Consider the following 23,907-nt stretch of genomic DNA (forward strand, 5'->3'; position numbering starts at 1 on the left):
GAGGTCCCTCATGAAAGATTTTAACACAAAATTAATCACAGCACTAGCACAAGGTGAATCGGTTCATGAAATATTTCGTCAAGCTTTAGAAGAAGCTATTAACCTACTCCTTGAAAGCGAAAGAACGGTTTTTCTTAATTATGAGAAATGGGAAGTGAAAGGCTACAATACCGGCAATTCAAGAAATGGTTATTATTCCAGAACATTAACGACAGAATACGGTAAGCTACAGCTCAAAATACCAAGAGATCGATTAGGTCTGTTTGATATTAAAACGATTCAATGTCTTCAACAAGCCCCTAATCACTTAGAAGAGATGATCATTTTAATGTATCAAAAAGGTGTGACAACACGCGATATCTCAGACCTCATTGAAAAAATGTATGGTCACCACTATTCGCCAACGACTATCTCTCATCTTTCTAAAACATTTGAAGAAGAGTTAGCTGCTTACCGACAACGCCCTATTAAGCAAGACTATGTTTGTCTATATTGCGATGCCACCTTTATCCCTGTAAGACGTGGGAGTGTGTCTAAAGAAGCTGTCCATACCATTATTGGAATTGATGCTCAAGGCTATAAAGAAATACTCGATTTTCAAGTCTATCCGACAGAGTCCTCCTTGCACTATCGTGAAATGCTACAAGACCTAAAACAAAGAGGGCTCGAAAATGTGTTTCTCTTTGTGTCAGACGAATTAACAGGCTTAGCGGAAGCGTTAACCAATGAGTTTCCAATGGCCCTTCATCAAACCTGTTGGACTCATCTGCTGAGACATTTCGCCATGAAAGTACGGGTGAAAGATCGTCAAGAAGTATTAGAAGGGCTAAAAAAAGTCCCTAAAGCTGGTAGTATCGTAGAAGCCACGCGCTTACTTAATGAATTTATTCAGACTTGGAAAGGGACTTATCCAAAATTGGTAGAACAATTAAGACGAAAAAAGAACCTTTTCTCGTTCATGCATTTTCCCAAAGAGATATGGCCATCACTTTATACAAACAATCTATCCGAGGCCTTTAATAAGCAATTGAAGAAGCGAACGAAAATTAAAGAACAATTTCCACATGAGGCGTCCCTAGAAAAGACAGTCTATTGTTATGTCATAGAATATAATGCCAAGTTCGCAAATCGTATTCATAAAGGCTTTGGGAAGGTTGCATTTGAACTTCAACTGCTGATAGATCTCAAAAGGCCGGTTAATGAATTCAACTTAAGAAGAGAAACAGAAAAATCCTCAAGTATCATGTGAGGCTTAACTAGCGCCCTTCGGTTGCTGGCCTTGCCTTTTAGATGGATTATCTTGTTGAGAGGAAGTACAAGTTCACTGGTCGTTATGATAATTCATCTAAAAGGCAAGGTGAAATTCAATAAATAGTTATTAATTATATTACAATCTTAATATGCAGGTTACACAAAATATTTGACACTACCACGGTATTGGATACGTATAGAAAAAAATATAATGATGTTTCATATAGGATAAATCATTATATTAACACTATTTGTGAATTGAATATTGAATATTCAGTAGTTTATTGGAAAAAACGAGAAGTAAATTAATAGTTATAAAATATACAAAAAGGAGCAAATTAACATGAAAGAAATTTACGAAACAGATATTGAACGCAAAAAGGCATTAGAAGAATTTGAAGCATATAGCAAAATGAATGAACTAGAACAAAGACAGTTTAACCTACAAAAGAGCAGTATTCATGGCATTGATACCGAAGCAATCCGTATTGGCGCTGAACGGTGGGAACAAGCTAGACAAGACTATAATCACAAAATGAGAAAGCTTCAACAGCAACGAGAAGAAAAGAAACAATCTGAAGATGCAGCTTTCATGAAACAACTTTCGGACAAAGTCAAAGAAGATAACCGACTTAAAGCTGAACAAGAATATCAAGAAGAATTAGCTAAAAAAGAAAAGGAACTGAAAGATACGATTAACAAAAAGCATAACGTAAAATCAGAAGAGGAAAATACGATTGATAATGCATTAAGAAATATGCTATCAGGAATGAATTTAAGTAAGTAACTATGAATTTATTTGATTTATTAAAAGGTTATAAGCAAATGCAATTTGATAACCGATTACTAGAGTGGAAGATTGCAAAAGACATTCTAGAATTAGACCGTAGGGATAACCGTGAGGATATTAATGAATTGTTTTGGGACTTACTCCCGATACCAACTGATGAGGAGCTAAGAGGCAGGATAGAAAGCCTATCAAAGGAACTGAAATATAATATTGAAACAATTAATAAGACACAACAAATACTAAATATAGTTGATGAGAAAGATCAAATGATTTTAAAGTTGAAGTATATCAAAGGAAAAACAAACTCCCAGATTGCCCATGCAATGGGGTACTCCCATGGATACGTACGACTAAGGCTAACAATCTTAATGGAGTTTGTTGATTTAATAGATAAGTACAATAATTTAAATATTTAATTATTTTTTTAAAAACAATTGTTTTAATCAATTGGAACGCACTAGGGGGTTAGTAGACAAGAGGGGGCATACCACCCCCTCCCCCGGGCGCTCTGACCTTCATGCCGCACTGTACATTTTTTCGCGTGAGAGAGAAACCAAATTAAGGAGTTGAAAAATTTTGAAGTGCATATTATGTGGTATCGACAAGGAGTTAACTGAAGTTAACTTTCACGTAAAGAAAAAAAGCAAAACAGGATTTGATTCTAGGTGTAAGGAATGCAGGGTAAAGCTAGATAAAGAGCGATACGAGAAAAAACGCGAAAAGATTTTAGCTCAAAAACAAGAATACTATCAGCGAAAGAAGAAGCGAGAGAATAATCATGGTTAAAACAGTAGTATTCTTATGTGGATTAATAGGTTCTGGAAAAACTACATATGCAATTAATAACCTCAAAGCCTTTACTGATTTGGCTCTAGGGGATTAGGGGCTATTATGAGAGGTAAGAATACATTTACAATGAATTTCTTAAAAATTATGATATGGTTCGTCATATTAATTGTAATCTATTGAAAATAGAAATCAGTATTTTATTGATTAGGAAGTTTAATATTTATGGATAAATATCGGCTTTCTGAATTGTATGGAGTTATTAAATGGCTTGAATTATTATGAAAAAATATAGTTCTCCATTTAGCAGATGAAGAACTATCGAAATAAACACTAAATCAAATCATTTAATTCTTTTAAATTTTTATTAAACAAATCTTCATCGTCTGTACCTAACACATAGACAACTGAGTAATACAACTGATTGTTATGAATATCTGCTACTGCAGTTCCAACGTGTAGTAGCTGCCAACCTTCAGATAAATAACTGTCGATTAAAGATGTATTTCCTTCAGATGTTATTTCTATCACGTGTTTTATATTTGAAAAATCCATATTGTTTCACCTCCTTCCATAGTAAAGTATATCATGATGAAACAATAACTACATGCGTATATTTACTCATCAGGTCAAGTGGATTAAATAACTTTTATATGAAACGCAGTAAGTAATAATGGCAATGACAAAAGAAGAATAAAATAAGATATTGAACGAACTTTTTAAATAGCAGCAATCTTAATCGAAGAAATCCTTGAATCAGATAAAGAAGTAGAATGGTAAAGAGAAAAGCATTACTTGTAAAGTAATCTATTTGTAGAATGGTATCATCAAGCAAAAAAAGCGATTTAGCATAGATAACATTTTTACGGTAACACTGACAGTAAACGTGTACCAATTGATTAGTACAGTGGCTCACGCAGTAGAGAAACGCTCTATGCAAATCAACTGTATCCTAAAATCAATATATACTCTAATTAACTAGGAATAGAAATAAAAATCACCGTTATTATTAATAATACGATTGAAATATTAGTTAACGAACTTAATTCTTAAAATAAAATAGTTATTGAAAACTGAATTGACAACCACAATACAAACAACAAATAAATGGCTTCATTAGCATAAGTGCATGCTTAAATCCACGTTCTAAGGCCATTTCAGAACGATAGACGGACAATCTATCATGAAACTAACGTATATCCCATCATATATTGGTGGGGTATTGTTGTTTTAACTTGATAATATGGAGAATAGACTTAAACTCACGGTGAGTTTGTTGAGTGGGTAGAATCCATTGGTATTACAAGAGCATACGCTAACCGATATATGAAAGTGGCGAAAGAGTTAAATGTAGACACAAGTATACATTTAGGAGTGAATGCCCTATACCTCATCGCCCCCATCCCCATAAAAAATAAGGTGAAAGAGGTGAAAAAATGACGTATAGACAACGTAATGATAATATGAAACGTGAATATTTACGAAAAAAGATTCGTTACCTTTTAAGAGAATGGAATTCAAGTGATGAGAAAACCAAAGCCGAATTGATTGCTTCAAAACGTGCTGAAACATACAAAAGCAAAAAAAATCGGAGTAGCAAGAATATCATACCAACAGTTTTAACAGAAGGAGTTCAGATTAGAGGTGGTGGCACGTTTATCATCAAAGGTAAAGTTTAAATGTCACTTTTAAGAGCGGTAGAAAAATGTAGATGGGTGTAAGTCTATGAAATGATCCTCAAAATTGAAATTAAAGAATTATATTGAAAACCACGGTAGTGTCAAATATTTTGTGTAACCTGCATATTAAGATTGTAATATAATTAATAACTATTTATTGAATTTCACCTTGCCTTTTAGATGAATTATCATAACGACCAGTGAACTTGTACTTCCTCTCAACAAGATAATCCATCTAAAAGGCAAGGCCAGCAACCGAAGGGCGCTAGTTAAGCCTCACATGATACTTGAGGATTTTTCTGTTTCTCTTCTTAAGTTGAATTCATTAACCGGCCTTTTGAGATCTATCAGCAGTTGAAGTTCAAATGCAACCTTCCCAAAGCCTTTATGAATACGATTTGCGAACTTGGCATTATATTCTATGACATAACAATAGACTGTCTTTTCTAGGGACGCCTCATGTGGAAATTGTTCTTTAATTTTCGTTCGCTTCTTCAATTGCTTATTAAAGGCCTCGGATAGATTGTTTGTATAAAGTGATGGCCATATCTCTTTGGGAAAATGCATGAACGAGAAAAGGTTCTTTTTTCGTCTTAATTGTTCTACCAATTTTGGATAAGTCCCTTTCCAAGTCTGAATAAATTCATTAAGTAAGCGCGTGGCTTCTACGATACTACCAGCTTTAGGGACTTTTTTTAGCCCTTCTAATACTTCTTGACGATCTTTCACCCGTACTTTCATGGCGAAATGTCTCAGCAGATGAGTCCAACAGGTTTGATGAAGGGCCATTGGAAACTCATTGGTTAACGCTTCCGCTAAGCCTGTTAATTCGTCTGACACAAAGAGAAACACATTTTCGAGCCCTCTTTGTTTTAGGTCTTGTAGCATTTCACGATAGTGCAAGGAGGACTCTGTCGGATAGACTTGAAAATCGAGTATTTCTTTATAGCCTTGAGCATCAATTCCAATAATGGTATGGACAGCTTCTTTAGACACACTCCCACGTCTTACAGGGATAAAGGTGGCATCGCAATATAGACAAACATAGTCTTGCTTAATAGGGCGTTGTCGGTAAGCAGCTAACTCTTCTTCAAATGTTTTAGAAAGATGAGAGATAGTCGTTGGCGAATAGTGGTGACCATACATTTTTTCAATGAGGTCTGAGATATCGCGTGTTGTCACACCTTTTTGATACATTAAAATGATCATCTCTTCTAAGTGATTAGGGGCTTGTTGAAGACATTGAATCGTTTTAATATCAAACAGACCTAATCGATCTCTTGGTATTTTGAGCTGTAGCTTACCGTATTCTGTCGTTAATGTTCTGGAATAATAACCATTTCTTGAATTGCCGGTATTGTAGCCTTTCACTTCCCATTTCTCATAATTAAGAAAAACCGTTCTTTCGCTTTCAAGGAGTAGGTTAATAGCTTCTTCTAAAGCTTGACGAAATATTTCATGAACCGATTCACCTTGTGCTAGTGCTGTGATTAATTTTGTGTTAAAATCTTTCATGAGGGACCTCCTGTTTGTGATTGTTTTGTTGTTATTACAATCTTACAAAAAAGAGGTCTCTTTTTCCAGGGAGACTCCGAGGTTACACAAGATATTTTACGCTATGAAAACCACCTAGCATTTAATGGTGGTTTTTGATATATTGATATACAATAATACCAAAAAAAGGTGAAATAATGAATTTTTTGAATTATTAATAGTTAAATATATACAAAGCGTACTAGTTTTGGTATATTATTAATTAATAGTATCTATTAGGAGGGGTTGTTTGAAATTAAATACAATACTTTATCATGCAAACCACCCAGATATTATTAATGAATTTATAACTAAACGTAATTTGATTATAAGTAATCATTATGACGACGCAAATTGGTGTGGAAAAGGGATGTACTTTTGGGATAATAAAGGAAATGCAATTTATTGGAAAAATCAAGGGAATAATAAGAAAATTATTAAGTTAATTGCATCATACGATGAATCGGAAATTTTAGATCTTACTGATTTAGAAATTGAAAAGACTGTCAACAATATTATTGAAGGAATGAATACAAGAGAAATAATATCCCAAGCCTCAATAGGGGATAAAATTGATAAAATTTCCGAAATGCTTGATTTAAATATCGTAAAAGTTATGGGCTTTTATCCAAAAACTCCGCAGACAAAATTATTGAAAAAATCACGGTTAACAAATAAAAATAAATTAATCTATTGTATAAAAGAAAGTGGAAATCAGATTATTGACTATAGCACAATAGAAAAGGTGAATTAAAATGAGTGTATTAGAAAAACTTAAAGATTTAGAATATAAAATATTAAACAATGTAGATGGCTTTCTAGATCAATTAGAAATTGAATTTAAAAGAAATTTAATGGAAGAAAGTCATTATCAAACTATTATTGATTATGATACCTTTAAATTAGTTAATAACTCTTTAGTGGATGTTGAAGTTTTAGATGTTGCAATAAACAAAGAAACTAAATATTTATCAATGACTTTTGATTCAGTTAATAAAGAAAAAGAAGAAATATTAAATCTAAAATTAGGCTTAGCTGCTTAATTTGGAGATAGGTGGTTTGTAAAGTGATAAAACCAGTAATCAACTTCGATGGGTACAGAATTTCTAACATTGAATTGAAAACATATGAAAGTGAAGAGCAATTTGAAAGTTTAAGAGAGAGAGATAAAGAAATTTCTCTTGAAGTAAGATTGTTCGAAGAAAAAGATGAGGCTATTCTCAAAATGGAATCTATTATTTTTGATGAAAGAAATAATAGAAGCTTACAAATATCAATTTTAGGCTTTTTTACAGTTTACGATAAGGAAAATGCTTCTGAATATTTGAGAGTAAATGGGTCTGCAATACTTTTCCCATATTTAAGAATGATTATGTCTATAGTCAGTTCTTTAGATAATGAAAATGCTATAGTTTTACCAGCAATCAATACTAATTCATTTACTGAAGATAAACAAATGTAGTATTCAAAATCCTATCTCATGACGAGGTAGGTTTATTTTTTGTGTTTATTATCTAGAAAATTTTAATTTTATTTATTGTCAATTGTTCAGGTGGACGTCAGCATATAGACTAACGAGGTGATATTACGAATCCATTAAATTTAAACCAAAATAATAATTTCTTTTTCGCTGATTTTCAAGTTTATGTTTTGTGACAGTATAAGATGGACAGTATTTAGAATTGAGTCGTGCCGTCATTAATTTGTATGAACAGTAGTTGTATTGATGTAACTTTTTATTTAGTTGCTTAAGTTAATATACAACTATTTATAATTTCACTTGGTCGTGGATTAGTGATAAGTAATTGATAAAGTAATTACTTATCAGTTGTTATTTTGTGTTAACTAAAAAAGGGTAGTGTCAAATATTTTGTGTAACCTGCATATTAAGATTGTAATATAATTAATAACTATTTATTGAATTTCACCTTGCCTTTTAGATGAATTATCATAACGACCAGTGAACTTGTACTTCCTCTCAACAAGATAATCCATCTAAAAGGCAAGGCCAGCAACCGAAGGGCGCTAGTTAAGCCTCACATGATACTTGAGGATTTTTCTGTTTCTCTTCTTAAGTTGAATTCATTAACCGGCCTTTTGAGATCTATCAGCAGTTGAAGTTCAAATGCAACCTTCCCAAAGCCTTTATGAATACGATTTGCGAACTTGGCATTATATTCTATGACATAACAATAGACTGTCTTTTCTAGGGACGCCTCATGTGGAAATTGTTCTTTAATTTTCGTTCGCTTCTTCAATTGCTTATTAAAGGCCTCGGATAGATTGTTTGTATAAAGTGATGGCCATATCTCTTTGGGAAAATGCATGAACGAGAAAAGGTTCTTTTTTCGTCTTAATTGTTCTACCAATTTTGGATAAGTCCCTTTCCAAGTCTGAATAAATTCATTAAGTAAGCGCGTGGCTTCTACGATACTACCAGCTTTAGGGACTTTTTTTAGCCCTTCTAATACTTCTTGACGATCTTTCACCCGTACTTTCATGGCGAAATGTCTCAGCAGATGAGTCCAACAGGTTTGATGAAGGGCCATTGGAAACTCATTGGTTAACGCTTCCGCTAAGCCTGTTAATTCGTCTGACACAAAGAGAAACACATTTTCGAGCCCTCTTTGTTTTAGGTCTTGTAGCATTTCACGATAGTGCAAGGAGGACTCTGTCGGATAGACTTGAAAATCGAGTATTTCTTTATAGCCTTGAGCATCAATTCCAATAATGGTATGGACAGCTTCTTTAGACACACTCCCACGTCTTACAGGGATAAAGGTGGCATCGCAATATAGACAAACATAGTCTTGCTTAATAGGGCGTTGTCGGTAAGCAGCTAACTCTTCTTCAAATGTTTTAGAAAGATGAGAGATAGTCGTTGGCGAATAGTGGTGACCATACATTTTTTCAATGAGGTCTGAGATATCGCGTGTTGTCACACCTTTTTGATACATTAAAATGATCATCTCTTCTAAGTGATTAGGGGCTTGTTGAAGACATTGAATCGTTTTAATATCAAACAGACCTAATCGATCTCTTGGTATTTTGAGCTGTAGCTTACCGTATTCTGTCGTTAATGTTCTGGAATAATAACCATTTCTTGAATTGCCGGTATTGTAGCCTTTCACTTCCCATTTCTCATAATTAAGAAAAACCGTTCTTTCGCTTTCGAGGAGTAGGTTAATAGCTTCTTCTAAAGCTTGACGAAATATTTCATGAACCGATTCACCTTGTGCTAGTGCTGTGATTAATTTTGTGTTAAAATCTTTCATGAGGGACCTCCTGTTTGTGATTGTTTTGTTGTTATTACAATCTTACAAAAAAGAGGTCTCTTTTTCCAGGGAGACTCCGAGGTTACACAAGATATTTTACGCTATGTAAAAAAGTTTTCTTCCTTTATATATACGCTATTTTGTACCAATGTTAATTAGTGTTATTTATCATTACAAACAAATTAGGTTAATATTAATCTTAATTTACCACATAGAAATGTTGAAATATCAATGTTTCTATGTGGTTCTTTTTTATTTGAATACGTTTTGAATACGTTATGGCTAAAATTGGATGTATTTTTCTAGTTCTTTGTCAAATGGTGTGGGTCACGGAATTTGACAAAGAGCCCTTAATAAGAAAATTAAAATACTCGCTTGATTTAAAGTTATTTTACTCTAGACAAATAAGTTATTTTGTGTTAGTTTTGTAACTAACAAGGGTAAGGTGATAGTATGTATGATTTATATTTTGAGGAAAAAATGATCAATCAAGAGAAATTTGTACACGATTATCTCCGTTTTGCCAAACCGGTAGACTTTTATATTAATTGGGATAATATGTGTGCCTTGGTTGTGAGAATTATTAATTTAACAGATGACAATTTTTATACTTTATTTCGTCATGAAACAAAAGATGGATTTGAACATAGTTTTGAGTTTAAAAAAATTTACTACAATAATAAAATTTATACTTATTATATTGGATATCTCTAAAAACGTAACAATACTGAGTCACAAAATCCGTCTTTAGTAGCATCTTCTTGACTATGAAAAACTAGTGATTTGTTATATAATTTAATTTGAGCGCATTTAATTCAACATGCGAAGAAAGAAGGTATATTATTGAAAGAATTACCAATTGGATTTATTGATTCCGGATTTGGCGGTTTAACAGTTGTTAAACAAAGTCTCAAGCAATTACCAAATGAATCCATTATATACTTAGGGGATAGTGCTAGATGTCCTTATGGACCACGTTCTTTAGAGGAAGTTAAGAAATTTATTTGGCAACTTACCCGTTTTTTATTAAATAAAGGAATTAAAATGTTAGTCATTGCCTGTAATACAGGAACAGCCGCTGCATTGAGTGAATTAAGAGAACAATTATCTATCCCTGTAATTGGTGTAATTCATGCTGGTAGCCGGGCTGCTATAAAAGAAACGCAAAATCAACGAATTGGCATTATTGGTACTGAAGGTACTATTAAATCCAATTTATATGAGAAAGTCATCTTAGAAAAAGCCGATTCCTTGAAAGTGATGAGTGTGCCAGTACCAGAATTTGTTGCGATTGTTGAAGAAAATAAAATAAATGATCTCGAAACTGAAATAATTGTTGAAAAGCGTTTGAACATTTTTAAGGAAAAAGATGTTGATACTTTGGTTTTAGGATGTACTCATTATCCGATTATGAAAAAAGTTATTGGAGAATATATGGGTGAAGAGGTTCGTTTAATTGATTCTGGTGTTGAAACTATTAATGAAGTCAGTACCATGTTAGATTATTACAATATTAGCCGTTCAGCACATGACACTAAAAATAGACCGGCTACGATCGAAGTTTATACTACAGGTGAAGAAGATAAATTTGCTGAGGTGGCAACAACTTGGTTAAATATGCCGAATCTAACAATTAAAAAATGTGAAATAGAAGGTGATCAAGTTGTCGAAACTACTAATCGCGAGTCATAATAAAGGTAAAATAGCAGAGTTTGCAAAATTATTTGATGATTTTAAGATAGAGGTAACCTCATTATTAGATTATCCAGAAATCGAAGAAGTAGAAGAAACAGGGAGTACTTTTGAAGAGAATGCACGTTTAAAAGCTGAAACCATCGCCAATATGTTAAATACAATGGTTTTGGCGGATGACTCTGGCTTATCTGTCGATACATTAGACGGTCGTCCGGGTGTTTTCAGTGCTCGATATGCTGGCGAACACGGTAATGATGCTTTGAATAATGAAAAGTTACTGAACGATATGAAAGGCAACAGTCATCGTGATGCACATTTTACTTGTTGTCTCGTATTAGCTCATCCAAAGATGCCGTCATTGGTTGTAGAAGGTCAAGCTGACGGTATCATTTTAGAGGAAATAAAAGGAACTGAAGGATTTGGCTATGATCCACTTTTTTATGTAGAAAGTGAGCAGAAAACTTTTGCTGAACTGACCGCTGAAAGAAAAAATGAGATTAGTCATCGTGGTAAAGCGATTAAAAAATTGATGGCTGCAATGCCAGAATGGTTAGAGGAGTTGAATAGTAAGTGAAATGGTTAATTATAAGTGACAATCATGGTGGATGGTCAAAATTAAATAATTTAATCGAACATTATCGTCCAGAAGTGGAACTAATTCTTCACTGTGGAGATTCTGAGTTTCCAGCTGACGATCCTATTTGGGACAAGGTTGATGTGGTTGTATCAGGCAATATGGACTTTGATCCACAATACTTTAATCGCCGGATAGTTGAAAATTCAGCAGGAAATATACTGGTTGTTCATGGTCATCGAAATGGTGTGAATAGTGGTTATGAAGAATTATTAGCTGAAGCAAAAGATATCAATGCAAAATTTGTTTTTCATGGACATACTCACCAATTATATGCAGAATATGTTGATGGAGTGTTATTGATTAATCCGGGCAGTTTGAATCATTCTCGTGGACCAGTTCCATATAAAACCTATGCGATTTTGGAAATCACGCCAACGCAATATAAAGTAGAGTTCTACGATGATTCTATGAATTTATTAACCGATTTAACGAAAGTGTTTGAGCGTCAATGATTGATCCATTATTAGAAAAACAAATTGTGGACCCTATTGAAAAGTTATTAATACCAGCTGATAATGTAGCACATGTGTTAGATACCAATACTTTAAGTCACGGGATGTTAATTCTTTCGACTGTTAAATATTCCATGATTCCCGTATTATCAACTAAGTCAAAATTAATGGGATTGATTAATATGCCGATGATGATTAATGCTGTGACGACAGTAGAGGCGATTGAAATTGAAAAAATGGATCAAATATTAATACGAGATGTCATGGAAAAAGACCCTGTAACGATTGTTGAGGGCGAACCTTTTGAAAAGATCTTACACCGTTTAGTCGATCAAAACTTTATCTGTATGATTGATCATGAGGGTAATTTCAAAGGGATTATTACGCGACGAGAATTATTGAAACGAATCAATCATTTTTTACATGAAATATCCATTCCTGAAAAATCAAAAGAACTATTAGTGAAGCTAACACTTTCTGAGAATTTAATTTCTTAATTCACTATCTTCATACTTTATTCAAGATTTTTTCTTGATAGACTCAATCACATTTTTATTTGATTATGTTATAATGAGTGTATAGAAGAAAAAGAAAAGAGGGGTGGCTAATGAGCATGCATTTTTTTATAAAAGATATTTTTAAGCGTGTGCTTTTTGCTTCCATAATAGGGGGAGTGCTTTCTGTTATACTAACTGGACCGATTGCTGCCCAGGAAAATGGACATGACCCTCAATTAAATCAAACTTCACTACCTGCTATTTCAGGCACGTTTTCTGATTATATACCTTATTCTCAGTTTAATAATTATCAATATTCAGGATTTGGTAATAATTATGAGAGTCAATATACAATCTTAGAATATACTCCAGATGAAAATGGTCTCTTTCAAGTGGCTATTTTAATGAATGATCAAGCAATGGCTTATGTTTATCAACAGCGCAGTAATGGATTATATGAACTGGGTCATGTTGAGAATTATGGGGAAGTTCAAGATTTACGTTATTCTAACCTTGTGAATAGTGGTCAAGAATCACTTATTTTATCGAGTAATATGACAGTCGGTTATCAATATTATTCCGGCTATCATAATGAATATCTTCGAACTGTTAAGACAATTTTACCAACTTATGAGAAGAATGGTGTCATTTATCAGGAAGTGGTGGCAATTGAAGAAACAGGTTATGCTGATGGAAGTGCCACGTGGTATTACTTAGCACCAAAATATGGGATTATCTGTATTGAAAGAGTAGATAGTCAAGGCAATTCCATAGCTGAAACATCATTATATGAAGTTTATAACGATGTCTATGCACCATAATATTTTATGATATTAGATAAAAAGGGGTTAATGGTTTCAATAAACTATTCCCCTTTTTTAAATAGTGTAATCAAATTTTTTCATGAGTGTTTAAAAACGTTTGATAACATCAATTGAAAATTCATCATGATTTTGGTACAATGATTAAGTTCAAGTTGATTGAACATCATTTCGATTATATGAAGTTGTTAATGCAGTGTCACAATAGTTCGATTTGATTAAGTAAATACTAAAGATTTTTTGTAATGTCGCCGTAGTGTAATGGATATCACACAAGATTCCGGTTCTTGTGATGGGGGTTCGATTCCCTCCGGCGATGTATTATTTTTTAATGTTGGGCTTTAAAACATTGACAGATATGCTTTTGTAAATGTTATGAAAAGTGGGTCTTAGTGCTTTTTCCGAACCTATTTGGGCTAGAATAAAAATAGGATGAAAGGAAAGAAAAAAATGGGGAGAAATTTAAAAGATGATTTCATGATAGTGACTCCAACGGTCAAGGAATTAGAGGTTGAAGTCAAAGCCGAAACAGTCAAAGAGAGTTTGAACAATCTCAAGGGTATCTATATTAAGCCTAACCAATAAGTATCAAATTCAGTTAGAGACAATTATTTCTGTTGGATAAGTAAGCAAAAAGGGGAATCGAGTTTGAAAAGAGGTCAGTATCATCTATTAGTATATATTGCGATGTTAGCAGCACAAGGGGTGGTAATTGGTCTAATTGAACGCTTTATTCCATCACCATTCGCTTTTGCTCCTGGTGCAAAATTAGGATTAGCCAATTTGATTACGATTATTGCTATTTTTACCTTACCTAAAAAATATAGTTTTCAAGTTGTGGCTATTAGAATTTTATTAACTACTTTATTAGGCGGAACGTTATCTACTTTCATGTATAGTGCGGCTGGTGGCGTGTTGAGCTACCTTGTGATGATTTTAATTCAGTATTTAGGGCCTAAAAGAGTGAGTATTGTTGGAATATCGGTCATGGGAGGGATTGCTCATAATGTCGGGCAATTAGGCATGGCAGCAATTCTTGCACAATCTTGGGCAGTTTTAAATTATCTTCCGATTTTATCTATTAGCGGTATTCTAGCTGGTTTTGCGGTTGGTTTTGCCGGTAATTTACTTTTGCACAAAATCTCAGTCTTACGTGTTTATCATGATGATTTAATGCAATCTAAATCACAAATTAATTGGTTGACGATAAATGAATAAAGTGATGATATCAAGCCTGAGATATCATTACTTTTTTTTATTCAAAAACATATTTAAATATCAAGTATTTGAATAAGTATGTGAAAAAAACATCAAAACAGATTGAATCGCTATTTTGTTTGTGCTATAATTATCAAGGAATTATTTTGTGTATTAATTTTAGGAGGAAGTAAAATAATGGCTAAAGAGATCGTCATTGTTGGTGCTGGATATGCTGGGGTAGCTGCCGCTCAACAATTAGGCAAAACTTTTAAAAAAGATGAGTCGATTAACATTACCTTAATTGATAAGCATTCTTTCTTAACTTATATGACTGAATTACACGAGGTTGCAGGTGGAAGAGTAGAACCAGATGCAATTAAGTATGACTTACGTCGTTTATTCAAAAAGTATAAAAAAGTTGATTTAGTAACAGATACCATTAAATCTGTGAATTATGATACGAAAGAAGTATTAGGTGAACAACACACTTACAAATATGATTATTTAATCCTTGCTATGGGTGGGGAAGCTAACACTTATGGTATTGAAGGTGTTGAAGAACACGGTTTCACTTTATGGTCAATTGAAGCGGCAGAGCGAATTCGCGCGCATATTTTAAATGCTTGTTATCGTGCAGCGAGAGAACATGATGAAGTAAAACGTCGTGCCTTATTATCATTCTTAGTTTGTGGTGCCGGCTTTACCGGTGTTGAAATGGTTGGAGAATTAGTGGACTGGGTGCCACGTTTAGCTCATGACTATAAGTTAAACGAAGACGAATTCTCAATTCACTTATTAGACGTGACTCCAAATATTTTAAATATGGTAACAAAAGTTGAACAAGACAAAGCCATGAAATATTTACAAAAAGTTGGAGTAAAGATAACCTTAGGCGATGGAGTCGTTAAAGTAGCTAATGATCATGTAGCATTGACAAGTGGTAAAACGATTCCAACTTATACAACTATTTGGGCTGCTGGTGTCCAAGCAAATACTGAAACAGCTGAATTTGGTATTGAACAAGCACGTGCAGGTCGTTTAGTAGCAAACCAATATATGGAAGCTAAAGACCATGAAAACGTGTATGTTGTAGGTGACTTAGTTTATTACGAAGAAGCAGATAAAGGCAACCAACCAGTACCACAAATTGTCCAAGCAGCTGAACAAACTGGACATACTGCTGCCTTAAACGTGATAGCTGCTATTAATGGTGGCGAAAAACATGAGTACAAAGGAAAATATGATGGATTCATGGTATCAATCGGTTCTAAATATGGTGTGGCTTACTTGTATGATAAGTACCACATGAGCGGATTCTTCGCTATGTTATTAAAACATATCATCAATATTAAATACTTCTTCGATATTAGAAGTTTATATAATATGGTAACTTATACTCAACATGAGTTCTTTGATATTAAGGATCGTCGTAATATCTTCGGCGGATTCTTGTCTTCAAAAGGTAATAACTTATGGATGATTCCATTACGAATTTTCTATGGTTCAATGTGGTTAATTGAAGGCTTGAAGAAAGTATTTGGATTGTTCGGTGCAAATAGTTGGTTTGGAGATACAACAGTATTCCCGTTTGAATGGTTACAAGTTGCTGATGTAGCATCTGGTGCATCTGAAGCGGTCGACGCAACTTCTGCAGCGTCTGATGTGGCGGCAACAGCAGCTGATGCTTCTCAAGCAGTATTTAGCTTAAACTATGCGTATGGTGAAGAACCAATGTTAGTATTTGATAAAATGCCTGATTGGTTTGCTTCTATCATGAAATTTATGATGCCAAATCTAGAAGTTGCTTTATTTATGCAAAAATTTATGTCAGTAGTGGAGTTATTAATTGGTTTAGCATTAATCGCTGGATTATTCACTTGGTTAGTAAGTGCAGGAACGGTTGTTTTAGTGGCAATGTTCTGTTTATCAGGTATGTTCTACTGGGTTAACATGTGGTTCGTTCCGGTTGCCATTGCTTTAATGAATGGTTCAGGACATGCATTTGGTTTAGATTACTGGGTAATGCCAAGGTTAGGTAAACTCTTTGATAAATGGCTCTATGGTAAACCAAATCATATTTATAATGATAAATTTAAATAATTATGTTAAAGTTGAGAAGTAGAGAGTAATCTCGCTTTTCAACTTTTTTTAGAAATGGAGTAAACAGTGTGGTTCATAAAATATGGGAATCATATCCAACGATTGAAACAGCACTTTATGATGTGAAAAAATTGATGAAGAATTCAATAAAAGTGCCAATGGTTGAAGTTAATAATAAAATTTTGGAGTATATAGACGCCCCTGGAAAATATTTAAGATCAGGGTTAACGATTATGGTTGCCGATAATTTAGGTTTACCAATCGATCACGACGTTATTTCAGCTGCGGCGGGACTTGAATTAATGCATTTATCAACCTTAATACATGACGATGTGATTGATAATGCGGATACTCGTCGTGGTGTAACCGTTATCCACAAGGATTTTTCAAACAAAATTGCTATTTATGCAGGAGATTATTTATTATCTATTTCTAGTCGATTGCTTGTTGAATCCAATTTAAAGATTAATCGCAATATGATCGATAATAAAGTGATTGAGCATATTTTAATTGGGGAGTTACGTCAGTTAATGAATCAAAATCGAGATGACATGACGATTCATGATTATTTAAGACAGATTAAAGGCAAGACCGCCACTTTATTTGGCTTAGCGGTGATGATAGCTGGGATTAAAGCAGAGTTACCAAGACGTGATCTGAAACGCCTTTATTATGCCGGTCAAATGATTGGGATGGCCTTTCAATTAAATGACGATTTAATAGATTACCATCAAGATTCAACAATCAGTGGTAAGCCTAGATTACAAGATGTACAAAATGGAATTTATACGGCGCCATATCTAATGTTAAAAGAGCAAGTAGATAATATTAGTGACTTGGAATATGAAGAATTACCCCGATTAATGAAAGAGTATCAAATATTTGATTCGGTTGAGGCAGTTATCACAAGTTATTTAAATAAGAGTTGGCATTATTTTGAGTTAGTCAATATCAATCCAACTAAGATTAAAGAATTATTACGAAAATTAGATTACTAGATAATAGGAGTGTGTGTTAACTTGATAAGATGAGTCAAGTTGTTATTCATTACCTATAAGTGTAATGCTTCATAGAAGTAAAATGGTTTCTTAAAAGCTAGTTTGTTAGTTACTCAAGTGGGTAAGGGAGTGGGCATACCAAGTGAAAAGTAGTTAATTTTTTATATCTTGCTCATCCTCAGGTTCTGTTTAGTCTCGTTTTAGTTTTTACGATATAAGTCTTATCATAATCTGATAATAAATTTAAAGCATTAGTATCGTTATATACTTTTTGGCCACTTTACTAGTGAACTGTGAGTCTCAGATAGTTTTTATTTTTGTAAAATTTTCTAAAAAGGTAAAGTGTTAGTTATCTAGGAAAAATGGTGTAATATTAGACATAAATTCTGCTTTATTGTATAATAATGATGCGGTTTCAAAAAGAACGCAAAAAAAAGAAAGAGGGAATTGATTATATGGAAATGAAAAAGTTATTACTTAAGAGCTCTTTATTATTAGGTTCTGTTTTCTTATTAACAGCATGTGGTTCAAATGAAACTACAGAAGAAACAACTGTTGCTGAAACAACTGCAGCTGTAGAAGAAACAACTGTTGCTGAAACTACTGAAGCAGTAGAAGAAACAACAGAAGCTGAATCAGAAGAAGAAATGACTGATGAAGAAACAACAGAAGCTGAATCAGAAGAAGAAATGACCGATGAAGAAACAACAGATGCTGAATCAGAAGAAGAAATGACTGATGAAGAAACAACAGAAGCTGACTCAGAAGAAGAAATGACTGATGAAGAAACAACAGAAGCTGAATCAGAAGAAGAAATGACTGATGAAGAGACAACAGAAGCTGAATCAGAAGAAGAAACAACTGATGAAGAATCAGAAGTAGCTGCTGATGGTTTACAAGATGGTACTTATACTGTGGTTGGTAATCCAGACGAACGTGGATGGGCAGTAAAACATACTATCGAAGTAAAAGATGGTAAAGTGACAACTTCAGATTTCGACTACTACAATGAAGCAGGCGACAGAAAAACTGAAGATGAAGAATATAATAAAAATATGAAAGAAAAATCAGGCGTATCTTCTAAAGAAGCTATTGAACAATTAAATGCAGCTTTAGTGGAAGGTCAAGAAGCTGAAGTAGAAGTGGTTTCAGGTGCAACACATACTGCAGAAAACTTTGTAAAATCAGCAACAGCTTTATTAGAAAAAGCAGCTAAAGGTGATACTGAAGAAACAAATATTGATGAGGTTGCTTTAGTTGATGGTGAGTATACTCTTAAATCTAATGAAGATGAACGTGGATGGGCTCATACTTTCACTTTAGTTGTTAAAGATGGAAAAGTTGCAGAATCTAATTACGACATGGTCGATAAAGATGGTAATTTAAAATCTGAAAACGAAGAATATAACACTGCAATGAAAGAAAAAGCAGGTGCTTCATTTGCTGAAGCAGTTGAAGCTTTAAATGCTGGTTTAGTAGAAAAACAATCAACAGATTTAGAAGTAGTTTCAGGTGCAACTAGCACTTATGATGCTTTCGTTGAATATGCTAATTTATTATTAGAAGCAGCAGCTAAAGGTGATACTGAAACAATTGAAGTTGAAGTAGCAGCTGAATAATCTTTTAAAGCCAAAACTTTAAAATAATATAAGAAGTCTCAAACTGATAATCGTGTTTGAGGCTTTTTTGTATGCATAGAAGATTACTTATCTAAAGATTCAAATATTTAACTTTTAAGTGACAGTATAGTGAAACTTTAGTAAAATGAAGATGTTAATGTTTTTATAAAGGTGGAATGTAAAAGAATGTTAAAAAAAGAGAAAGTTAAAAAGCTTTGCTTATTGTTAGTAAGTACTTTTCTGTTTGTTCCAACGTTTGCAATTCAAGCAGAAGAATCATCAGAAGCAGAAGTCGTCACTGGTGCTTCTATCAAAAATGATCAATTACCACTTAAGGTCGTTAAAACACCTTTGTCGCGCACAGAATCATTATTACATACCGCTGTTCAAATCCAAATCTATCATGAAAATCAAGAAGAGGTAATGGACTTGGCTTTTGATTATATTGAACGTATGGAAAAATTATTTTCAACTAATCTAGAAGGATCTGATGTTTATCGTATTAATCAAGCAGCAGGAAAAGAGGCTGTTAAAGTAGCTCCAGAAACATTTGAATTAATTCAAAAAGCGCTAGAAGCATCCGAATTAAGTAAAGGTAAATTTGATATTACAATTGGAGCGGTGACTAATTTGTGGCGCATAGGCGATGAAGCGGCGCGTAAGCCTGAACAAAGTGAAATTGATGCGGGTCTTAAAAAAATTGATTACCATAAAGTGATTTTAGATGAAAATAATCAAACAGTTAAATTAGCTGAAGAAGGAATGGTAATTGAATTAGGTGGTATTTCCAAAGGGTACATCGGAAGTGGTATCGTTAAATATTTAAAAGCAGCAGGTGTTAATACCGCTATTGTCAACCTTGGTGGAAATGTTATTGTGATGGGGACATCTCCATCAAATGAAGAAGGATGGAATGTTGGGGTGCAAGATCCGGATGAAGTTCGTGGTGCGGTAGTTGGTACAGTAAGAACGAAAGATTACGCAGTAATCACTTCAGGCGTTTATGAACGCTATTTAGAATTGGATGGTGTACGTTATCATCATATTTTAGATCCACAAACAGGTTATCCATTGGATAATGAAATTTCAGGGGTGACTGTTTTTGCTCCCGAATCGGTCGATGGAGATGGCCTTTCAACTTCATTATTCTTATTTGGTATCGAAGAAGGAATTGAGTTTGTTGAGAGCTTAGAAGGAGTAGAAGCAGCATTTATCGATAAGGATCATCATGTGTATTTAACATCGGGTCTAAAAGATGAATTCAAGTTAACGAATGAGGAGTATAAAGTTGTTGAGTAAAGAAAATATCAAAATATTTTTAAAATTCGTTGAGATTCAAACGAAGATTGCCAGTGTATTTCCCATGTTGATTGGAATAATGTGGGCACTTTATCGTTATCAAGCTTTTAATGGCTTCAATACGTTGTTATTTATAATAGCGGTATTGTTTTTTGACATGTGTACTACGGCCATTAATAATACAATGGACTATTATAAAGCAAAGTCTGAGCGTTATATCAAAGAAGAAAATGTCATTGGTATCTATAATCTATCGCCAAGAAATATGGTCATCATTCTATTCGTCTTATTGGCGATTGCGATCATTTTTTCAATTATATTAGTCTTTAAGACAGATCCTATATTATTGATTTTAGGTGCGATTTGTTTCTTTATAGGGATTATGTATACTTATGGTCCGACGCCTATTTCAAGAACGCCTTATGGTGAATTTTTCTCCGGCTTTACGATGGGATTTGGTATCTTTTTTCTGGCTGTTTTCATTCAAGACCCTACACTTTTAATTTCAACTCAGTGGAATGTTCCAATGATGACTTTAAATTGGCATTGGTTACATACAATTGAAATATTTATGATGTCGTTGCCTTTAGTGTCCTTAATTGCCAATATTATGTTAGCGAATAATATTCGTGATTTAGATACTGACATCGAAAATGAACGTTTTACACTAGTCTATTATGTCGGGCGTCCTTTTGCAATCATCTTATATCAAGTGTTAAGTGCTTTACCTTGGCTATTTTTCTTATTGTTTTTATTATTAGGTAATTTACCTTGGTGGTGTGCGATTGCTTTTATTGGGGTAGTACCTCATTATCGAAGTGTGATAACTTATCGCCAAAATTATATGGAGAAACCAGCTTTTGGTGAAGCGATAAAAAGTTTTATTTTATTTGCTAGTATTTATTTATTGATATTAATTATCGTGAATATCAGCATGTTATTTTAAAAATTCTAAAATCCTAAAGGGTTGTTCTATAGTGACCCCAAAAAGTTAGACTAAATTTTATGAAGAGTTACTCTTGTTGGGTAGCTCTTTTTCATTGTGCTTAATTTGTTGCTTCCGACCTTAAGCCACCATCCTCATCAGACATTGAAGCGTGTCAAGAGGATGAGCGAAGCGGCTCTTGATTCGCTTCGATGGCTGTGAGACACTTAGGCGCTTAAGGAAGCATAATGCTTCTTATATTCCACAGGACTCAGGTACCCAAGCTTTTCCTTAATTCGATCTTCATTGTAGTATCTTATATAGTTGTGGATTGCTTGTTCTAACGCTTCATAACTATGATACACATTCCCGTAATACATTTCTTGCTTCATGATGCCAAAGAAGTTTTCTGCCGGTGCATTATCTAGGCAGTTCCCCTTGCGTGACATACTCTGAAAGATTTTATTATCTTTCAATAATTCCTGATATTCATTCATTTGATAGGCCCAACCTTGATCTGAGTGAAAAGTACGTCGATATTCACAGTTACTTGTTACCTCGACTGCTTCTTTAAATGCTGCCATCATAGATGTTTTGTTTGGTTGAGCTGAAATTTTATAGCTCACAACTTCCATATTGAATAAATCAATAAATGGATCCAAATATAACTTTCTCAGTTGAAATTGTCCTGAATCATCCGCTTCATAATATCTAAATTCACTCGTATCGGTGACAATTTTCTGATGAGGAATTGTGCTGGTAAATCTGCGTTTTAAGCGATTAGGTGCGGTTTTTCCAATATCTCCTTTATAAGAGTTGTATTTGCGTGATTTACGAGTAAAGGATGTTACTTGTAACTTCAAGCTCTTCATCAGTCGCTGTCCTTTATTTTTGCCGATTTGATGACCACGTCGCCGTAATTCAGCACAAACACGACGATAACCATAGTCTTTATGTATCTTGCGAATATCAAGTATTTCATTTTTTAAATCTTTATCTTTGTTCGGCTGATTCATTCGGTTGAGATGATAATGATAAGTGGCCTTAGGAAAATCAAGCACCTTTAAAATAATAGCCAATGTATACGTTGTTTGTTCATGGAGATTACGGATGACAATCACTGTTTGTTGTCTGGTTGCCGCTTGTCTGCTTCCCGCAATCTCCTCAATTCTTTTAAAAATTTGTTCTCAATATCTAGCTGTGTAATGCGTGCCTCTTGTTCTTCAATGATTTTCTTTAACGCGTCGTTTTCGTTCTCCAGAGATACTGAATTTTGTTTAGGTTGATATTTCTTTTGTTTTGACATGGTTGGTGGCCTCCCTAGTGATTTAGATAAGCCATCGATACCCTCTCTCTTGAATGTCCGTAACCAATTGGCAATCAAACTTGGATTATTTATACCAAATTGTTTCCCGACTTCGCGATAGCTTAACGTTGTATTCAAGTATAATTCTATCGCATTTAACTTCATTTCGACAGTATAATGACGCTTAGTCGTTTTTACGTGAAGTCCATCTATGCCAAAATCCTGGTAGTTCTGGATCCATCGTTTAATATCAGATTTGCCTATTTGATATTTCTTTGCAAGTTGTTTGTAGCTTCTAGCTCCTGCTTCATATTCTGCAACAACTTGAAGCTTAATCTCTAAATTATATTTGCTCATAAATTAACCCCCAAAAAGTTAGATTTTTGGTCTAGCTTTTGGGGGCAGCTCATTCAAGACAATCTTTGAGGATTTTTTTTAAGTCCTATTAAATCAACATTATAAGGGTATTTATTTTCATTCAATAAATATTTTTGAGTCAATAGTTGACAAAAGATTTAAACTAGTATAAACTTTGACTATCAAATAGTTTGATTATCAAACTAAATGAAAGAGGTGAATTTTACGAATGGATTTTGAGATCATTGATGAGGTTAATTCTTATTTAGTCCGTATTTTTAATGAAATAATGCAAATAGAAGAAGAATCACTAAAATCAAGTGAGTTCAAAGATATTACAATTAAAGAAATGCATACGATAGAAGCCATTGGATTGGTAGATAATCCAACTTCTAGTCAAGTAGCCAATAAGTTAGGAATTACGGTAGGGACATTGTCCGTCTCGATTCAAAATTTAGTCAAGAAGGATTATGTTGAACGTGTTCAATCGGCAGAAGATCGTCGAATTGTTCGCTTAAAACTAACTAAGAAGGGTAAATTATTATATCGTTTGCATCATAAATTTCATACAGATATGGTCGAGAAAACCTTAACAGATCTTGAAATTGATGAAGCACAAACTCTGATAAAAGGGCTGCGTAACCTTAACCAATTCTTAGATGAGATTAAGGGTAAACTAAATTAAAG

At 33.7% G+C, this 23,907-nt stretch carries 26 protein-coding genes and 1 tRNA gene; 22 read left to right on the forward strand and 5 right to left on the reverse strand.

Annotated features, from left to right (window positions below; translation table 11 throughout):
• Positions 1-10 precede the first annotated feature (10 nt).
• From CYJ72_RS11090 to CYJ72_RS11100, 3 genes are all read left to right on the forward strand, one after another.
• Positions 11-1,249 (forward strand): IS256 family transposase, encoded by a 1,239-nt coding sequence (locus tag CYJ72_RS11090; RefSeq protein ID WP_066127251.1) that lies wholly within the window; start codon positions 11-13, stop codon positions 1,247-1,249.
• 345 nt (positions 1,250-1,594) lie between these two features.
• Complete coding sequence (locus CYJ72_RS11095; protein ID WP_284629857.1) at positions 1,595-2,038, forward strand: hypothetical protein; 444 nt, start codon at positions 1,595-1,597, stop codon at positions 2,036-2,038.
• Positions 2,039-2,040: 2 nt separating this feature from the next.
• Positions 2,041-2,457: an RNA polymerase sigma factor sigma-70 region 4 domain-containing protein gene (locus CYJ72_RS11100; protein WP_284629858.1), complete on the forward strand. Its 417-nt coding sequence runs from the start codon at positions 2,041-2,043 to the stop codon at positions 2,455-2,457.
• 703 nt (positions 2,458-3,160) lie between these two features.
• Here the strand turns inward: CYJ72_RS11100 and CYJ72_RS11105 are convergent.
• Positions 3,161-3,382, reverse strand: a complete 222-nt coding sequence (locus CYJ72_RS11105) for a hypothetical protein (protein WP_284629859.1) — start codon at positions 3,380-3,382, stop codon at positions 3,161-3,163.
• An 881-nt stretch (positions 3,383-4,263) separates the two neighbouring features.
• Between CYJ72_RS11105 and CYJ72_RS11110 the strand changes: the two genes are divergently transcribed.
• Positions 4,264-4,506 (forward strand): hypothetical protein, encoded by a 243-nt coding sequence (locus tag CYJ72_RS11110; protein ID WP_284629860.1) that lies wholly within the window; start codon positions 4,264-4,266, stop codon positions 4,504-4,506.
• A gap of 276 nt (positions 4,507-4,782) precedes the next feature.
• On the opposite strand, the gene CYJ72_RS11115 is transcribed toward CYJ72_RS11110, so the two are convergent.
• Entirely contained in the window at positions 4,783-6,021 is a 1,239-nt protein-coding gene (locus CYJ72_RS11115; RefSeq protein ID WP_066127251.1) for an IS256 family transposase, read from the reverse strand.
• Positions 6,022-6,289: 268 nt separating this feature from the next.
• Between CYJ72_RS11115 and CYJ72_RS11120 the strand changes: the two genes are divergently transcribed.
• The 3 genes from CYJ72_RS11120 to CYJ72_RS11130 are packed head-to-tail and all read left to right on the forward strand — an operon-like array spanning position 6,290 to position 7,501.
• The gene (locus CYJ72_RS11120; protein ID WP_284629861.1) at positions 6,290-6,793 is read left to right on the forward strand and encodes a hypothetical protein; all 504 of its coding nucleotides are present in this window, start codon (positions 6,290-6,292) and stop codon (positions 6,791-6,793) included.
• 1 nt (position 6,794) lies between these two features.
• Complete coding sequence (locus tag CYJ72_RS11125; RefSeq protein WP_284629862.1) at positions 6,795-7,082, forward strand: hypothetical protein; 288 nt, start codon at positions 6,795-6,797, stop codon at positions 7,080-7,082.
• Between the two features lie 23 nt (positions 7,083-7,105).
• Positions 7,106-7,501 carry a hypothetical protein gene (locus CYJ72_RS11130; protein WP_284629863.1) on the forward strand — a complete coding sequence of 132 codons (396 nt, stop codon included), beginning with the start codon at positions 7,106-7,108 and terminating at the stop codon, positions 7,499-7,501.
• A 574-nt stretch (positions 7,502-8,075) separates the two neighbouring features.
• Here CYJ72_RS11130 and CYJ72_RS11135 read toward each other — a convergent pair.
• Complete coding sequence (locus CYJ72_RS11135; protein ID WP_066127251.1) at positions 8,076-9,314, reverse strand: IS256 family transposase; 1,239 nt, start codon at positions 9,312-9,314, stop codon at positions 8,076-8,078.
• Positions 9,315-9,767: 453 nt separating this feature from the next.
• Between CYJ72_RS11135 and CYJ72_RS11140 the strand changes: the two genes are divergently transcribed.
• The 14 genes from CYJ72_RS11140 to CYJ72_RS11205 all read left to right on the forward strand — a co-directional run bounded on the left by CYJ72_RS11140 (position 9,768) and on the right by CYJ72_RS11205 (position 21,578).
• Complete coding sequence (locus CYJ72_RS11140; RefSeq protein ID WP_066125220.1) at positions 9,768-10,028, forward strand: hypothetical protein; 261 nt, start codon at positions 9,768-9,770, stop codon at positions 10,026-10,028.
• Between the two features lie 129 nt (positions 10,029-10,157).
• Positions 10,158-11,006 carry a glutamate racemase gene (gene racE / locus CYJ72_RS11145; RefSeq protein ID WP_101814033.1) on the forward strand — a complete coding sequence of 283 codons (849 nt, stop codon included), beginning with the start codon at positions 10,158-10,160 and terminating at the stop codon, positions 11,004-11,006.
• Positions 10,969-11,583: an XTP/dITP diphosphatase gene (locus CYJ72_RS11150; protein ID WP_245631272.1), complete on the forward strand. Its 615-nt coding sequence runs from the start codon at positions 10,969-10,971 to the stop codon at positions 11,581-11,583. The genes racE and CYJ72_RS11150 overlap by 38 nt, the downstream gene beginning before the upstream one ends.
• A complete protein-coding gene (locus tag CYJ72_RS11155; RefSeq protein WP_071408208.1) occupies positions 11,580-12,098 on the forward strand; it encodes a YfcE family phosphodiesterase in 519 nt (172 codons plus the stop codon). Before CYJ72_RS11150 ends, CYJ72_RS11155 begins: the two co-directional genes overlap by 4 nt.
• The gene (gene cbpB, locus CYJ72_RS11160; RefSeq protein ID WP_071408207.1) at positions 12,095-12,595 is read left to right on the forward strand and encodes a cyclic-di-AMP-binding protein CbpB; all 501 of its coding nucleotides are present in this window, start codon (positions 12,095-12,097) and stop codon (positions 12,593-12,595) included. The genes CYJ72_RS11155 and cbpB overlap by 4 nt, the downstream gene beginning before the upstream one ends.
• 110 nt (positions 12,596-12,705) lie before the next feature.
• A complete protein-coding gene (locus CYJ72_RS11165; protein WP_071408206.1) occupies positions 12,706-13,416 on the forward strand; it encodes a hypothetical protein in 711 nt (236 codons plus the stop codon).
• A 247-nt stretch (positions 13,417-13,663) separates the two neighbouring features.
• Positions 13,664-13,735: transfer RNA gene (locus CYJ72_RS11170), tRNA-Arg, on the forward strand.
• A gap of 131 nt (positions 13,736-13,866) precedes the next feature.
• Positions 13,867-14,001 (forward strand): hypothetical protein, encoded by a 135-nt coding sequence (locus tag CYJ72_RS11175; RefSeq protein WP_284629865.1) that lies wholly within the window; start codon positions 13,867-13,869, stop codon positions 13,999-14,001.
• 102 nt (positions 14,002-14,103) lie between these two features.
• Positions 14,104-14,634: a Gx transporter family protein gene (locus CYJ72_RS11180; RefSeq protein ID WP_071408215.1), complete on the forward strand. Its 531-nt coding sequence runs from the start codon at positions 14,104-14,106 to the stop codon at positions 14,632-14,634.
• 177 nt (positions 14,635-14,811) lie between these two features.
• Complete coding sequence (locus CYJ72_RS11185) at positions 14,812-16,716, forward strand: FAD-dependent oxidoreductase (RefSeq protein ID WP_284629867.1); 1,905 nt, start codon at positions 14,812-14,814, stop codon at positions 16,714-16,716.
• A 68-nt stretch (positions 16,717-16,784) separates the two neighbouring features.
• On the forward strand, positions 16,785-17,714 hold the full coding sequence (locus tag CYJ72_RS11190) for a polyprenyl synthetase family protein (RefSeq protein ID WP_284629869.1): 930 nt from the start codon (positions 16,785-16,787) through the stop codon (positions 17,712-17,714).
• Between the two features lie 455 nt (positions 17,715-18,169).
• The gene (locus CYJ72_RS11195; protein ID WP_284629871.1) at positions 18,170-19,333 is read left to right on the forward strand and encodes an FMN-binding protein; all 1,164 of its coding nucleotides are present in this window, start codon (positions 18,170-18,172) and stop codon (positions 19,331-19,333) included.
• A gap of 186 nt (positions 19,334-19,519) precedes the next feature.
• Positions 19,520-20,632, forward strand: a complete 1,113-nt coding sequence (locus CYJ72_RS11200; RefSeq protein ID WP_284629872.1) for an FAD:protein FMN transferase — start codon at positions 19,520-19,522, stop codon at positions 20,630-20,632.
• Entirely contained in the window at positions 20,607-21,578 is a 972-nt protein-coding gene (locus CYJ72_RS11205) for a UbiA family prenyltransferase (protein WP_284629873.1), read from the forward strand. Before CYJ72_RS11200 ends, CYJ72_RS11205 begins: the two co-directional genes overlap by 26 nt.
• 206 nt (positions 21,579-21,784) lie before the next feature.
• On the opposite strand, the gene CYJ72_RS11210 is transcribed toward CYJ72_RS11205, so the two are convergent.
• Positions 21,785-22,678 carry an IS3 family transposase gene (locus tag CYJ72_RS11210; protein WP_284629875.1) on the reverse strand — a complete coding sequence of 298 codons (894 nt, stop codon included), beginning with the start codon at positions 22,676-22,678 and terminating at the stop codon, positions 21,785-21,787.
• On the reverse strand, positions 22,675-23,220 hold the full coding sequence (locus tag CYJ72_RS11215; protein ID WP_284629876.1) for a helix-turn-helix domain-containing protein: 546 nt from the start codon (positions 23,218-23,220) through the stop codon (positions 22,675-22,677). Before CYJ72_RS11215 ends, CYJ72_RS11210 begins: the two co-directional genes overlap by 4 nt.
• 229 nt (positions 23,221-23,449) lie before the next feature.
• Between CYJ72_RS11215 and fabT the strand changes: the two genes are divergently transcribed.
• Positions 23,450-23,905, forward strand: coding sequence for a fatty acid biosynthesis transcriptional regulator FabT (gene fabT, locus CYJ72_RS11220; protein WP_066125702.1), 456 nt, complete (start codon positions 23,450-23,452; stop codon positions 23,903-23,905).
• Positions 23,906-23,907: the final 2 nt, after the last annotated feature.

Source organism: Globicatella sanguinis (assembly GCF_002847845.2).
Taxonomy (GTDB): Bacteria; Bacillota; Bacilli; order Lactobacillales; family Aerococcaceae; genus Globicatella; species Globicatella sanguinis.

Bases quoted from the DNA above. Each gene is read 5' to 3' on its own strand.
- CYJ72_RS11125 (WP_284629862.1), top strand. From the start codon at position 6,795: ATGAGTGTATTAGAAAAACTTAAAGATTTAGAATATAAAATATTAAAC.
- CYJ72_RS11110 (WP_284629860.1), top strand. From the start codon at position 4,264: ATGACGTATAGACAACGTAATGATAATATGAAACGTGAATATTTACGA.
- CYJ72_RS11200 (WP_284629872.1), top strand. From the start codon at position 19,520: ATGTTAAAAAAAGAGAAAGTTAAAAAGCTTTGCTTATTGTTAGTAAGT.
- CYJ72_RS11165 (WP_071408206.1), top strand. From the start codon at position 12,706: ATGAGCATGCATTTTTTTATAAAAGATATTTTTAAGCGTGTGCTTTTT.
- CYJ72_RS11135 (WP_066127251.1), bottom strand. From the start codon at position 9,314: ATGAAAGATTTTAACACAAAATTAATCACAGCACTAGCACAAGGTGAA.
- CYJ72_RS11175 (WP_284629865.1), top strand. From the start codon at position 13,867: ATGGGGAGAAATTTAAAAGATGATTTCATGATAGTGACTCCAACGGTC.
- CYJ72_RS11090 (WP_066127251.1), top strand. From the start codon at position 11: ATGAAAGATTTTAACACAAAATTAATCACAGCACTAGCACAAGGTGAA.
- CYJ72_RS11180 (WP_071408215.1), top strand. From the start codon at position 14,104: ATGTTAGCAGCACAAGGGGTGGTAATTGGTCTAATTGAACGCTTTATT.
- fabT (WP_066125702.1), top strand. From the start codon at position 23,450: ATGGATTTTGAGATCATTGATGAGGTTAATTCTTATTTAGTCCGTATT.
- CYJ72_RS11215 (WP_284629876.1), bottom strand. From the start codon at position 23,220: ATGAGCAAATATAATTTAGAGATTAAGCTTCAAGTTGTTGCAGAATAT.
- CYJ72_RS11140 (WP_066125220.1), top strand. From the start codon at position 9,768: ATGTATGATTTATATTTTGAGGAAAAAATGATCAATCAAGAGAAATTT.
- CYJ72_RS11185 (WP_284629867.1), top strand. From the start codon at position 14,812: ATGGCTAAAGAGATCGTCATTGTTGGTGCTGGATATGCTGGGGTAGCT.
- CYJ72_RS11100 (WP_284629858.1), top strand. From the start codon at position 2,041: ATGAATTTATTTGATTTATTAAAAGGTTATAAGCAAATGCAATTTGAT.
- CYJ72_RS11115 (WP_066127251.1), bottom strand. From the start codon at position 6,021: ATGAAAGATTTTAACACAAAATTAATCACAGCACTAGCACAAGGTGAA.
- CYJ72_RS11095 (WP_284629857.1), top strand. From the start codon at position 1,595: ATGAAAGAAATTTACGAAACAGATATTGAACGCAAAAAGGCATTAGAA.
- CYJ72_RS11195 (WP_284629871.1), top strand. From the start codon at position 18,170: ATGGAAATGAAAAAGTTATTACTTAAGAGCTCTTTATTATTAGGTTCT.
- CYJ72_RS11105 (WP_284629859.1), bottom strand. From the start codon at position 3,382: ATGGATTTTTCAAATATAAAACACGTGATAGAAATAACATCTGAAGGA.
- CYJ72_RS11205 (WP_284629873.1), top strand. From the start codon at position 20,607: ATGAGGAGTATAAAGTTGTTGAGTAAAGAAAATATCAAAATATTTTTA.
- cbpB (WP_071408207.1), top strand. From the start codon at position 12,095: ATGATTGATCCATTATTAGAAAAACAAATTGTGGACCCTATTGAAAAG.